A 13625-nucleotide genomic window follows, 5' to 3' on the forward strand; every position below is an offset into this window, starting at 1 on the left:
TTGCGAAAACGTCATTGCGAGGAGCATAGCGACGAAGCAATCCATCTTTCTTTACGGCGATAGATGGATTGCTTCGCTTCGCTCGCAATGACGGTGGAGAGTACGCGACCTCAAATCCCCAGATACGCCGCCTGCACCTGCTTGTTGTTGGCAAGCTCGGTGCTGGTGCCGTGCATGATCACGTTGCCGCTTTCCAGCACATAGGCGCGCTGCACCAGCGACAGCGCGCGGCTGACGTTCTGTTCGACCAGCAGGATCGCAGTGCCCATCTTGTGGATCTCGCCGATCTTCTCAAAGGTGACGTCGGTCATGACGGGCGCAAGCCCGAGGGAAGGTTCGTCGAGCATCAGCAGCCGAGGTTTCAGCATCAAGCCGCGTCCGACCGCCAGCATCTGCTGCTCGCCGCCGCTCATGGTGCCGGCGAGCTGTTTCCTGCGGTCGGCGAGCCGCGGAAATATCCCGTAGACCAGGTCGAGCGTGCGCGCGCGTTCGGCCTTGGCCTTGGGGACGTAGGCGCCGATCTCGAGATTTTCCTGCACGGACATTTCCGGAAACACCTGACGGCCTTCCGGCACGTGGGCGATGCCGAGTTCCGGAATCCGGTGCGGCGGCAGCGAGGCGAGGTTGGTGCCAGCAAAGGTGATATTGCCGGCGGTGAGTTTCACGAGGCTTGAGATCGCCCGTAGCGTCGTGCTCTTGCCGGCGCCGTTGGCGCCGAGCAGACCGACGGCTTCGCCTTCGCCGACCGAGATGGTGACGCCGGTGATCGCGGGCACCGATCCGTAAGCGGCGCTGACGCCTGATAGCTCAAGCATGGGCCTCTCCCGCTGCCGGCGGATGAACGTAGGAGCCGAGATAGGCGCGGATCACTTCCGGGTTCTCCACGATCTCCTTGGGCGAGCCCTCGGCGATCTTCTGGCCGTGGTCGAGCACCACGATATGACGCGCGACCGCCATGATCGCGCGCATCACGTGCTCGACGATGACGATGGTCAGTCCGCGGCTGGAAAGCTTTTTGACCAGGGCGACGGCCTGATCGATTTCGGCCGGGTTCAGTCCGGCCATCACTTCGTCGAGCAGCAGGATGCGCGGCTGCGTCGCCAGCGCCCGCGCCATCTCCAGCCGGCGCTGGTCGATGGTGGTGAGGTCCTTGGCTGCGGTTTTTTCCCGGGCGGCGAGGCCGACGAATTCGATGGCTTCCAGCGCCTTTTCGCGCGCGGCGGCGACGTGCCGGTCGCGCAGGAAGGCGCCGGTCATGACGTTGTCCAGCACCGTCATCGCGCCAAACGGCTTGGCGACCTGAAACGTGCGCACCATGCCGAGCGCGCAAACGTCGTGCGGCTTCATGCCGGCGACTTCTTTTCCGAAAGCGGTGACCGAGCCGCTGTCGGGCCGGTGAAATCCGGTGATGAGATGAAAGCTCGTGGTCTTGCCGGCGCCGTTCGGTCCGATCAGCGCCACGGTCTCGTTCTCCTGCACCGAAAAGCTGACGTCCTGTACCGCGCGCAAGCCGCCGAACCGCTTGCTGAGACCCTTGATAACCAGCGCTTCTGCCATCGCCCGATCCTTACGCGCGCGCCGGCTGGCGCCGGACATAGCGCTGGTAGAGGTCGGTCGCAAAGCCGATCAGCCCGGTCGGCCGCCACAGGATGACGGCCATCAGGATCAGGCTGTAGACGGTGAGCTGGATGCCGCCGACCCGGCCGCCGAGCCAGCTTTGCAGCAAAGCAGACGTTGTTTCGAGCAGCACGGTCCCGATCACCGGTCCCCAAAGGGTACCGATACCGCCGACGATCGAAACCAGCGCCGCCTCGATCGAGATGCTGAAGCTGAACGCCGTCGCGGGGTCGATGAAGTAGATGTACTGGGTATAGAAGGTGCCGGCGAGCGCGGTCAGGAACGAACTGATCATGTAGATATCGCGCTTGATCTTCGGCGCGTTGACGCCGATCGCTTCGGCCGCGTCTTCATCCTCGCCGATCGCGACCAGATAATATCCCATCCACGAGCGCTCGATCAGCCAGGTGATGGTCAGCCCCAGCACGAGCAACCCGAGGACCACGTAGTAGTAGGCGGCCTTGCCCTCGAACTGCATCATCAACGGCGCGCTGCCGAGGTTCGGAATCGTGGTGCCTTCGGCGCCCCAGGCGAAATCGCGGAACTTCAGGAAGATCAGCATCAGCGCCTGCGCCGTCGCAATCGTCGCGATGGTGAAATAGGGGCCGCGCAGACGAAAGCACAGCCAGCCGATCGGCAGGCTCGCCAGCATCGCCACCACGCCGCCGGCCACCATCCCGATCCAGGGCGAGATACCGAAATCGATCTGCAGGATGGTCGAGGAGTAGGCGCCGAGGCCGAAATAGGCGGCGTGCCCGAGCGACAACTGCTTGGCGTAACCGCCCATCAGGTTCCAGGCGACGCCGATGAAGGAGAACAAAAGGATGCGGATCGAGATGTCGATCGCAAACGAGCTGGTCACGACATGCGGCAGGGCGATCAGAATGGCGAGACCGAGCGCCAGCCAGAGCAGGTTGATGGGGCGGATCATCGGGCGCGTCCTCCGCCGAGTCCGTTGGGTTTGAAGGCCAGAGTCAGCAGCAGCATCGCAAACACCACGATCAATCCGGAATCGGCGCCGACGAACTGGATGCCGAGCGATTCCGCGACCCCCATCATCAGGCTGGCGATCAGTGCGCCGATGACATTGCCGAGCGTGCCGAGCACGACCGCGACAAAGGCCATCAGCACGAATACCTGTCCGACGAACGGATAGGCCGAATAGAACGGCATCAGCAGCGAGCCGGCGGCGCCTGCCAGCGCCAGCGCAATGCCGAGGGCTACGCAGAACACGCGGTTCGGATTGATTCCCATCAGCATCGCGACATCGCGGTTTTGCGACGCCGCGCGCATTGCCTTGCCCATGTCGGTGGCACGCAGGAACACCCAGAGCGCGCCGCTCAGCGCCATCGCGACCACGAAGGCGATCAATTTCGCAACCGGGATATAGAGCCCGCCGATGTGGAACGCCTCATCCGAATAGGAGGTGTGGACGGTGCGGTAGTTCGCCGTGAACAGCATCAGCGACAGGTTGAGCAGCAACAGCGACAGCGCAAAGGTCAGGAAGATCTGCGGCATGTCGTTTGGTCCCAGCACCCGGCGGATCAGGTAGTGCTGGATCAGCACGCCGCACACGAACAGTACCGGCATCGAGACCAGCAGCGACACGATCGGGTCGATGCCGAACTGGCTGGAGAGGAAGAACGAGATATACATCCCGATCATCACGAATTCGCCCTGGGCGAAATTGACGATCTTGACCACGCCGAAGATCAGCGTGACGCCGATGCTGACGAGCGCATAAATGCCGCCGATGAGCAGGCCGTTGATGACGACCTGGGCCAGTGTCTCCCACATCGAATTGGTCCGGCGTCAGGTTTTCATCAGCGGGGCGCGCTTGTCTTCATCGGGGAAGACACTCGCGAGATCGCCGTTTTGCCACTGCACCCCGACCGGATGGCCGTAGATGTTCTTGCCGTCCGGCCCGAACTTGACTTTGCCGCCCGGCGCCATCGCAGCATAGCCCTTCGACACGTCGAGTGTCGCGAGAGCCTCGCGAACTTTCTGCGGATCGGCGGAACCGGCGCGCTCCAGCGCATCCGCCAGCATGAAGGTCTGCGCCACCAGGCCGCCGGCATATTCGAACAGGAATTCGCCGGTGCGCTTCTTGTATTCGGCATTCACCTTCTGGGCCTCATCGCTCATGTCATGGTTCCAGTGCGCTACGCCCTGGAGACCTTCCGCGAGCTTGCCGACGTTCTTGTAGAAGTCGGGAATGACGAAGCCGCCCGAACCGCCGTTGATGGCGACATTGAGACCGACCTGCTTGACCGTTCGCACGATCAGGATGAGGTCGTTCAGATAGGAGACCGAGAACAGGGCGTTGGCGCCGGAGGCCTTGACCTTGTTGATCAGCGGCGAGGCGTCGGTGAATCCGGCCGAATAGGGCTCGAACATCACGATCTCGACGCCTTCGGCGGGCGCCAGTTCCTTCAAGCCGTTCGAGGTCGAAGTGCCGAACGCGGTATTCTCGAAGATCACCGCGACCTTCGGCTTGTCGCCGACGAGTTTTGCCATCTGCAGCTGCGCTTTCGCAAATTGCGAAGCCCGTGCAAACGGCGTGAAGGTGTAGGTGCGTCCCTTGTTGAGCTGGTCGGAGCTCGAGCCGGTGATGATCGGCATCTTGGCGCGCTCGCAGACTTCGCTGGCGATCAGCGTGAGCGCGCTGGCGAAACAGCCGTGGATCGCCGACAGCTTGTTGCCGGTGATCAGCCGGTCGGTTTCGGTGCGCGTCACTGTGGTGTCGCTCTGCACGTCGGAAACGATCAGATTGAGCTTGGCGCCGCCGAGCGATTTGATGCCGCCGGCCTCATTGACCATCTCGACCGCGAGCTTGGCAGCGGCGACGCAGCCGACGCCGATCTGCGCCATGCCGCCGGTGGTCGGGTAAAGTGCGCCGATATTGACGGGGTCGGCCGCCCAGCCGCGCAGCGGAACCGCACCGAAGGCACCGGCTGCAAGCACGCCACCGGTCTTGACCAGGAACTGACGCCGGCTTTGCCGCTTCGAACGCGGCTGGCCTTGATCCGCATTATTAATGACAGAGTTCTTGCGATCCTTGTTCATGCCGTTACTCCCCCTGCGACGCCGGTACAGATTTCCTGTCCGATCGCTTTTGTGGCTGTCAGCCTTAGGGGTATAAGAGCATGTAATTCAGCAATTTAAAAGCGGATTTCCGCGCGATTTGCGTCGCACGGCCCGTGCGGGAGAGTGCGTTGCAATATGCGCCGGAGCGATCTGCGGCTCCAGGCTGTGCCGGCAACATGTTGCAATGCCTCGCCGATCCGCGTGATATTATTGACAATTTGGCAAGGGGCCGGCCTGCTTCGACGGAAGCGGGCCTGCCATTTCGAATTACTCTGCGCTGCTGACGAGCTTGATGCGCGGCTGCGCAGCTTCCGTCAGGCTGCGATAGGCGGCGAGATAATCCAGCGCCATGCGACGCGCCGTGAAGCGTTCCTCGAACCGCTTGCGGATTACCCCCCGGTCAAGTCGCGCCAGACGGTCGGCCACAGCGACGGCACTGGTCTCATCCTCAACGATGAAGCCGGTGATGCCTGGCTCGATGATCTCGGGTACCGAGCCACGGTTGTAGGCGATGACCGGCGTGCCGCAGGCCATCGCTTCGATCATGACGAGCCCGAACGGCTCCGGCCAGTCGATCGGAACCAGCAGGCCGATGGCGCCTGAGAGGAAGTCCGGTTTCTCCTTGTCGCTGATCTCGCCGATATATTCGACCAGCGGATTGCCCTTGATCAACGGACCGATCAGTTCGTCGTAATATTCCTGGTCGGCACGGTCGACCTTGGCGGCGATCTTCAGCGGGATGCCGCAGCGGGTCGCGATCTTGATGGCGCGATCGACACCCTTTTCCGGCGCGATCCGGCCGAGCACGGCGAGGTATGACGGCTTCACCGGCTGCGGGGTCAGCAGCTTCTCGGGCAGGCCATGGTGGATGGTCCGCACCCAGTTGGCCTGCGGTACCGGCCGCCGTTGCGCGTCGGAAATCGAGATCACCGGAACCTTGGAAAAGGTTGAGAATACCGGCTGGTGTTCCGGCAGGTCGAGCCTGCCGTGCAGCGTGGTCAGGAACGGTGTCGGCTGCCGGCAGAACAGCGAGAATGGATAGTAGTCGAGATGAAAGTGGAGAAAATCGAACTCTTCATCATCACATTTCTGGCGGACGCGTTCGAGCATCACCATGTGCAGCGCGTTAGGATCGCGCACTGCGCCGTCGAGGCGCAGCGCCTTTGGCCAGGTGGCGTCAAGCTTTGCTGATGTCCTGGAATCGCCGCTCGCAAACAGCGTCACGTCGTGTCCCAACGCCACCAGTTCCTCGGTCAACCAGTGCACGACCCGTTCGGTCCCGCCGTACAATTTGGGGGGAACTGCCTCCGTCAACGGGGCAACCTGCGCGATGCGCATCTTTGCGTCTCCTTATTGTGATCATGAATGGGGCCCTCAGCCCACAGTCGGCACCGGCATGCCTAGACTGGAACGTTCCCGCATCTGCGAAGTTCCTTTTGATCTGTGCGTGCACGTTCCTTCCACACGGTCGTCTTGCTGATGCCATCTGACGCGAACAGATTTGTGCCTGTGCTGATGCTGCAGAAATGTTGCGCAGTGATGGCCACGCACCGCGAAACCAGCCCGCGCCTGCTTCACGTCATCGTGCGCGAAATATCTCGGTAGAATTCCCGTTCACTCTCAACAGGTTTGCAGATTTATGGACAATCTTTCAGGATATGCGCACCGTCCCTTTCCCCTCGTGTTGCGCTATCTGCGCCAGCGTCTCGCCGCACATGTGGTCATTCTGTCGGCCGTCGTTGCGGCGGTTGCCTGCTCGGTGGGCACGCAATACGGCGTGAAGAACATCGTCGACGCTCTGTCAGCGGGCCGGCCGCACGCAGGCGGCGTATGGCTGGCATTCGTTTTCCTCATGTCGCTGATCGCTGCCGATAACTTTCTGTGGCGGATCGCAAGTTGGACAGCGAGCTTTACCTTCGTGGGCGTCACCGGCGATCTCCGGCGTGACATGTTCCGTCATCTGACCGGCCACGCACCGAGCTATTTTCTGGACCGGCTGCCGGGCATGCTCACCAGCCGCATTACCGCCACATCGAATGCGGTGTTTACGGTCGAGAACATGTTTGTCTGGAACGTGTTGCCGCCATGCATCGCGACCGTGTCCGCGATCGCGTTGATTGGAACCGTCAGCGTGCCGATGTCGCTCGGGATGATCGTGATCGCGGGAATGATGGTGGTGGCCATGTTCCATCTGGCTGCGGCAGGCAAGCCGTTGCATGACGATTTTGCCAACAAGGCCGCTGCGGTTGATGGCGAGATGGTCGACGTCATCAGCAACATGCCGCTGGTGCGCGCGTTTTGCGGCCTCCGTTATGAGCACGACCGGTTCGATGCCACGGTCAATCGGGAACTCGACGCGCGCGGTCGCAGCCTCCGTTATCTCGAGAAATTGCGCTTGGCTCACGCCGCCGTGACCGTGGTGCTCACCATCGGCATGCTGGCCTGGGCGGTCAATCTCTGGCAGCAGGGCCTCGCTACCACCGGTGACGTCGTTCTGGTCTGCACGCTCGGCCTTTCGATCCTGAGCGCCACTCGCGACCTCGCGGTGGCGCTGGTCGACGTTACCCAGCATGTTGCCCGCCTCACCGAGGCGATCGCGACCTTGCTGCAGCCGCACGAGTTGAAGGACCATCCGGAGGCCGAGCCTCTGGTCAAAAGCGGTGCGGCGGTCGCCTTCAACAATGTCTCGTTTAGCTATCCGGGCGGGGCTCAGGTGTTCGACAAGTTCAGCCTGCGCATCCGGCCCGGCCAACGGGTCGGACTGGTCGGTCAATCCGGCGGCGGAAAATCCAGTCTGTTCACGCTGCTGCAACGCTTTTACGACGTCCAGCATGGTAAGATCACAATCGACGGCCAGGACATTTCGCGGGTGACGCAGCAAAGCCTGCGGGAAGCGATTTCGGTCGTGCCGCAGGATATCTCGCTGTTCCATCGCTCGATCCTCGATAACATCCGCTATGGACGGCCGAGTGCGACCGATGACGAGGTGCTGCGCGCGGCGATCGCGGCACGCTGCGACTTCATCGAGGACCTGCCGGAAGGGTTGGCGACCATGGTGGGCGATCGCGGCATCAAGGTCTCGGGCGGACAGCGGCAGCGCATCGCGATTGCGCGCGCCTTTTTGAAAGACGCACCGATCCTGTTGCTGGATGAAGCCACTGCGGCGCTCGACAGCGAATCCGAAGAAGCCATCCGTGAAGCGCTGTCCCGGCTGATGCGCGGACGCACCGTTATTGCCATTGCGCATCGTCTGGCCACGCTGCGCAATTTCGATCGTGTGGTGATGCTGCAGGGGGGCCGGATCATCGACGATGGTCCGCCGGATGTTCTCGTCAAGGGAAAGGGCCCCTATCGCGAATTGGTCGCGCGGGAGATGGGGCGTCTCGCGACCCATGCGGCCTGATCTGTGTCCTTTAGTGTTTGCGTCCGGGTGCGTCGATCGCAACGCCAGCAAAATCGCCTGAGGTTCACATGGCCGAAGTCACGCAACTGACGATCCGAACGGTCGAGCAGATATCGGAATCGCCGTTCTACATTCCGATGACGGGACCCGCGGCAAGGCCGCGCCGCTCGCTCAAGCATGACGACACCTTCATCGTGCTGGACAGCCATGGCGACATCGGCGCATCTGCCGGCGGACCCGACGGATTATTCAACGCCGACACGCGCTATCTCGCCCGGCTGGAAATGGTGCTGGACGATATGCAGCCGCTGCTGCTGGGCTCCAATTTGCGGGACGACAATTCGGCGCTGACCGTCGACCTCACCAATTCGGACGTCTACCGCGACGGCCGGCTGGCATTGCAGAAGGATACGCTGCACATCGTGCGTTCGATCTTTTTGTGGCGCGGTTCCTTCTACCAGCGCATCGGGCTGCAAAACCATGGCGACCGGCCGGCGAGCTTCGACCTGACGCTGCTGTTCGATAACGATTTCGCCGATTTGTTCGAGGTGCGCGGCGAACGGCGCGAGCGCAGGGGCGTTGGGTCGAGCAAGGTGCTCGGTCCCACCGACGTCGTGTTCGAGTATAAGGGGCTGGACGATCAGCCGCGCATCACCGCGCTGCATTTCGATCCGAAGCCGACGCGGCTTGCGATCAACGCGGCGAACTACCATTTCGAACTGGCCCCTCGGCAGGTGACCTCGCTGTTCATCGCGGTGTCCTGCAACAGGCCGATCATGCAGAAGCCGGCGCCGTTCTTCCGTGGCTTGCTGGCGCATCGCCGCGAGATGCGGAAGTCGACGAAAGGGGCGGCAAGTATCGAGACCTCGAACAGCATCTTCAACGAAGTGCTGTGCCGGGCGATGGCCGATCTCAACATGCTGATGACCGAGACGCCGCAGGGCAGATACCCCTATGCCGGCATCCCCTGGTATTCGACCACGTTCGGCCGCGACGGACTGATCACGGCGTTGCAGATGCTGTGGGTCGATCCGCGCATCGCGCAAGGCGTGCTCAGGCGGCTTGCCTTCTTCCAGGCCAAGGCGACCGATCCGCTGGCCGATGCCGAGCCCGGCAAGATCCTGCACGAGATGCGCGGCGGCGAGATGGCGGCGCTGCGCGAGGTGCCGTTCGCGCAATATTACGGCAGCGTCGATTCGACGCCGCTGTTCGTCCTGCTCGCCGGCCTTTACGTCGAGCGTACCGCGGATGAACAAACGCTCGTCGAATTGTGGCCCGCGATCGAGGCGGCGCTGCAGTGGATCGACGGCCCCGGCGATCCCGATCGCGATGGCTTCATTGAATACCGGCGTGCCACGGAGCAGGGGCTCGCCAATCAGGGCTGGAAGGATTCCTTCGACGCCATCTTCCATGCCGATGGGCGGCTGGCCGAAGGTTATATCGCGCTGGCGGAAGTTCAGGGCTATGTGTTCGCCGGCAAGCTGCTGGCGGCGCGTTGCGCCCACCGCCTCGGAAAGATCGATCTCGCGGCCCGTCTCGAAACGGAAGCCGTACAGCTTGCCGAACGTTTCGAAGACGCCTTCTGGTGCGAGGAACTCGGCACCTACGCGCTGGCGCTCGACGGCGCCAAGCAGCCGTGCAAGGTCCGGACCTCGAATGCCGGGCAACTGCTGTTCACCGGCATCGTCCGGCCCGAGCGCGCCCGCCGGGTCGCCGCCGACCTGATGAGCCAAAAATTCTTTTCGGGATGGGGCATCCGCACCGTGGCGCGCGGCGAAGCCCGCTACAATCCGATGTCGTATCATGACGGATCGATCTGGCCGCACGATAATGCACTTATTGCGCTCGGCTTCGCGCGCTATGGCCTGATGCATTCGGTGGCGCATCTCTTCAAGGGCCTGTTCGACGCCGCCAGCTATATGGATCTGCGGCGGCTGCCCGAGTTGTTCTGCGGGTTCCAGCGCGAACGGCGGCGCGGACCGGTGCTCTATCCGGTGGCGTGTGCTCCGCAGGCCTGGGCGAGCGCCACGCCCTTCAGCCTGCTGGAGGCCGCGCTGGGTCTGGAATTCGATGCCGCGCGCGGCGAGATCCGGCTGCGTAATCCGCGCCTGCCTGAATTCCTCAACGAAGTGACATTGCGCGACCTGCGGCTTGGCGCCTCGAGCGTCGACCTGCGGGTCCGTCGTCACGGCGGGGAAGTATCGCTGGAAGTGCTGCGAACGCGTGGCGAAATTCAGGTGTCGATCGTGTTGACCCACTGACGGGTACATCGATCGGCAACTCTGCAAAGGACTCGGGAGGCGCACATGCGTGCGGGCATTCTCATCACGTTACTCGCCGTCTCGCTCGCGGCGGCTGCCGCCGTCAGGGCGGCTGACGACGCTGTCGCGCCACCTGCAGCCAAGGTCGCGCCGCAGGGGAGCATCGCGAAGGAGCCGGCACCGCCGCCGTCCGTAACGGTAATCGGCGCGCGAGACGCACATGGCATCCTCGGCCGCGATGTCCGCAGTCCCACTGACGAGGACATGGGACGTATCGTCGATGCGATCGTGGACCGCGAGGGAACGGTGCGCGCTGCGGTCATCGATTTCGGCGGCTTCCTCGGCGTCGGCAGCCGCAAGATCGTGGTCGACTGGAACGCGTTGCGTTTCGGCGGCGTTGCCAGCAAGAGCGACAGCGTCACGCTCGAATTGACCAAGGAACAGGTAACGGCAGCGCCGGAATACAAGGAAGACACGCCGGTCATTGTGCTCGGCGCGGCCGGTCGCTTGCAGCCCTGGGATTTTGAACATTAGAGGAGCACAATCTGGCAGGTCTTTCCTCTTCGCTGGACCGGATGGATGACGATCGCCGCAAACGATCCGTCGTCGGCAGCGAAATCGTGCCGTTGGTTCCCGACCTGCCGCTCGACCCTCGGCCGGCGCCGTCTCCTGCAAGCCAGCACGGCCTCGACTGGTTCATCTTTTTTCTGGCCGACGTGCAGACCGGCTTCGGGCCGTTCGTGGCGGTTTATCTGACGACGCAAAAGTGGACGCAGGTCGAGATCGGTTTCGTGCTTTCGATCGGCGGTGTCGTCGGCCTGCTTGGGCAAATGCCGGGTGGCGCCATTGTCGATGCCGCGCGTTCCGAGCGGCTGATGGCAGGTCTGGCGGTAGCCGCTATTGGCTGCAGCGCGCTGGCCTATGCGTTATGGCCGATTTTCCCGGTCGTGACGGCGGCAGCGACGCTGCATGCGCTGGCGAGTTGCGTGCTCGGTCCGGCGATCGCCGCGATCAGCCTGGGTCTGGTCGGACCGCTCGCGATCGGGGAACGGCTCGGGCGCAACGCCCGTTATGCATCGCTGGGCAACGGTTCCGCGGCGGCCCTGATGGGCGCGTGCGGCTACCTGATGTCGAGCCGTTCGGTTTTTCTTGTCACCTTCATCCTCGCTGTTCCGACGCTGCTGTCGCTGGCGCGAATCCGCGAAAAAGAGATCGATGTGGCGCAGTGCCATGGAGCTTTGGCGCGCGAGGCTGCCGGCATCGCCGACACCAACGTATTCCATTTGCTGCGACAGCGTCCGCTGCTGATCTTCGCCGGCAGCGTATTGCTGTTTCAACTGGCGAACGCGGCGATGCTGCCGTTGATGGCCGGCGTGGTGACGACCCGATCGAGCCAATGGGCGCCGGTGCTGATCGCCGCCTGCATCATCGTGCCGCAGGCGATCGTGGCGCTGGCCTCGCCGTCGGTTGGACGCAGGGCGCAAGTCTGGGGCAGGCGACCGTTGTTGCTGTTGGCCTTCGCGGCACTGGCGACTCGCGGATTGCTGTTTGCCGTGGTGAAAGACCCCTACGTCCTGGTCATGGTGCAGGTGTTCGACGGCATCACCGCAGCCGTGCTCAGCGTGATGGTGCCGTTGATCGTGGCGGACGTCGCGTTCGGAAGCGGCCACTTCAATCTGGCGCAGGGCGTCGTCGGTACCGCCACCGGCATCGGTGCGTCGCTGAGCACGGTGCTGGCCGGCTATGTCAGCGACAAGTTCGGCAGCGCGATGGCTTTCACCGGCCTGGCCGGCATTGCCGCGCTGGGACTTGCGTTGATCTGGCTGCTGATGCCGGAGACGCGGCGGAAGATGGCCTGATGGCGACGTTACAGCGACAGGGCCTTGCGATAGAGCGTGTTGTAAAGCGCCGCCGAAAGATCCCAGCTGAACGATCGCGACATCGCGCTGCGCCGCATCGAGTCGAGGCGGTCTTTCATCTTGAAGGCATCGAAGGCGCGGCGGACGCCGCCGAGGAATGATTCCGCTGATGGTTGCGAGAACAGGAATCCGGTTTCGCCGTCTGCGATCGTCTCGGCCAGCCCGCCGGTCTGATGGCCGATCGGCAGCGAGCCGAACCGTTGCGCATACATCTGGCTCAGCCCGCACGGTTCGAACCGCGACGGCATCAGGGTGAAATCGCTGCCGGCAAAAATTCGCCGCGCCTGTCCATCGTTGAAGCCGATGACGACGCCGATCGCATCCGGCCTGCGCCGATGCGCATCGACCAGGGCCTGTTCGATCGCAGGCTCGCCGCTGCCGGTGACGACAATCTGCCCGCCGGCCTCGATGATCTCGTCGGCGGCGGACAACACGAGGTCGATGCCCTTCTGATGCACGAGACGGGCGACCAGGCCGAAGATCGGACCACGCGACACCGCCAGGCCAAACTGCTTGCGGACGTAGTCGGCGTTGGCCTGTTTGCCTTCCCAATCGCCGGGGGCAAATTGCTGGGCCAGTTGCGCGCAGGCGCGGGGATCCCAGCTTTCGTCGATGCCGTTCAGGATGCCGGTCAGCTCTGACGCGTCCGAGCGCTGGCGCAGCAGGCCTTCCAGGCCGCAACCAAGTTCCGGCGTCGTGATCTCCCTGGCATAGGTCGCGCTGACGGTAGTGAGGTGCGAGGCGTAGACGAGGCCGCCCTTGAGGAAGGACATCTTGTCGTAGAATTCGAGCCCGTCGATGTGGAACGAGCTTTCCGGTGCTCCGATCCGGCGCAGCGAGTCCTTGGGGTAAAGGCCCTGATAGGCGAGGTTGTGGATGGTGAGGATCGAAGGAATTCTTGAGTTCTTCCAGGCGAGGTAGGCCGGCACCAGCGCGGCTTGCCAGTCATTGGCGTGGACCAAATCGGCTGCCCAATTCTTGTCCAGAGTGCCCATGGCAAGCTCTGCCGCCGCCGACGCAAACCGCCCGAAGCGGATGTCGTTGTCCGGCCAATCGCGCCCCTGTTCGTCGCCGTAAGGGTTGCCGGGCCGGTCGTAAAGTTGCGGGCAGAGCAGGACGTAAATCGGCAGGCCGTCCCGGGTCGATGACCGCCCGAGCGAACATGCCGGCATGTCCGCATACGGGGCACATTGCCCAACAATTTCAATGTGGGTGAACTGTTCGACGACATCCCGGTAGCCGGGGAGCATGACCCGGACGTCGCTCCATGGCCGCAGTGCCCGGGGAAGCGCCGCGGACACTGCGGCCAAGCCGCCGACGCGGACGAAATCATCCATT

The 13625-nt window shown here is 63.1% G+C and carries 11 protein-coding genes; 4 read left to right on the plus strand and 7 right to left on the minus strand.

Going from position 1 to position 13625, the window contains the following annotated elements:
• Window positions 1–110: 110 nt before the first annotated feature.
• The 6 genes from BLS26_RS28685 to BLS26_RS28710 all read right to left on the minus strand — a co-directional run bounded on the left by BLS26_RS28685 (window position 111) and on the right by BLS26_RS28710 (window position 6042).
• A complete protein-coding gene (locus BLS26_RS28685; protein WP_092515867.1) occupies window positions 111–815 on the minus strand; it encodes an ABC transporter ATP-binding protein in 705 nt (234 codons plus the stop codon).
• The gene (locus BLS26_RS28690; protein WP_092518736.1) at window positions 808–1557 is read right to left on the minus strand and encodes an ABC transporter ATP-binding protein; all 750 of its coding nucleotides are present in this window, start codon (window positions 1555–1557) and stop codon (window positions 808–810) included. The genes BLS26_RS28685 and BLS26_RS28690 overlap by 8 nt, the downstream gene beginning before the upstream one ends.
• 10 nt (window positions 1558–1567) lie before the next feature.
• Window positions 1568–2548 (minus strand): branched-chain amino acid ABC transporter permease, encoded by a 981-nt coding sequence (locus BLS26_RS28695; RefSeq protein ID WP_092515868.1) that lies wholly within the window; start codon window positions 2546–2548, stop codon window positions 1568–1570.
• Window positions 2545–3414, minus strand: coding sequence for a branched-chain amino acid ABC transporter permease (locus tag BLS26_RS28700; protein ID WP_092515869.1), 870 nt, complete (start codon window positions 3412–3414; stop codon window positions 2545–2547). The genes BLS26_RS28695 and BLS26_RS28700 overlap by 4 nt, the downstream gene beginning before the upstream one ends.
• 15 nt (window positions 3415–3429) lie before the next feature.
• Window positions 3430–4683: an ABC transporter substrate-binding protein gene (locus BLS26_RS28705; protein WP_092515870.1), complete on the minus strand. Its 1254-nt coding sequence runs from the start codon at window positions 4681–4683 to the stop codon at window positions 3430–3432.
• A 288-nt stretch (window positions 4684–4971) separates the two neighbouring features.
• On the minus strand, window positions 4972–6042 hold the full coding sequence (locus tag BLS26_RS28710) for a glycosyltransferase family 4 protein (protein ID WP_092515871.1): 1071 nt from the start codon (window positions 6040–6042) through the stop codon (window positions 4972–4974).
• A gap of 301 nt (window positions 6043–6343) precedes the next feature.
• On the opposite strand from BLS26_RS28710, the gene BLS26_RS28715 reads away from it, so the two are divergent.
• The 4 genes from BLS26_RS28715 (at window position 6344) to BLS26_RS28730 (ending at window position 12227) form a co-directional block, all read left to right on the plus strand.
• Window positions 6344–8107, plus strand: coding sequence for an ABC transporter ATP-binding protein (locus tag BLS26_RS28715; protein WP_092515872.1), 1764 nt, complete (start codon window positions 6344–6346; stop codon window positions 8105–8107).
• Between the two features lie 68 nt (window positions 8108–8175).
• Window positions 8176–10368 (plus strand): amylo-alpha-1,6-glucosidase, encoded by a 2193-nt coding sequence (locus tag BLS26_RS28720; RefSeq protein WP_092515873.1) that lies wholly within the window; start codon window positions 8176–8178, stop codon window positions 10366–10368.
• A gap of 45 nt (window positions 10369–10413) precedes the next feature.
• A complete protein-coding gene (locus BLS26_RS28725; RefSeq protein ID WP_172804722.1) occupies window positions 10414–10902 on the plus strand; it encodes a PRC-barrel domain-containing protein in 489 nt (162 codons plus the stop codon).
• Window positions 10903–10943: 41 nt separating this feature from the next.
• Window positions 10944–12227 carry an MFS transporter gene (locus BLS26_RS28730; RefSeq protein ID WP_092515874.1) on the plus strand — a complete coding sequence of 428 codons (1284 nt, stop codon included), beginning with the start codon at window positions 10944–10946 and terminating at the stop codon, window positions 12225–12227.
• A gap of 8 nt (window positions 12228–12235) precedes the next feature.
• On the opposite strand, the gene glgA is transcribed toward BLS26_RS28730, so the two are convergent.
• On the minus strand, window positions 12236–13624 hold the full coding sequence (gene glgA / locus BLS26_RS28735; protein ID WP_371361045.1) for a glycogen synthase GlgA: 1389 nt from the start codon (window positions 13622–13624) through the stop codon (window positions 12236–12238).
• Window position 13625: the final 1 nt, after the last annotated feature.

It is taken from the genome of Afipia sp. GAS231 (genome assembly GCF_900103365.1).
Lineage (GTDB): Bacteria > Pseudomonadota > Alphaproteobacteria > Rhizobiales > Xanthobacteraceae > Bradyrhizobium.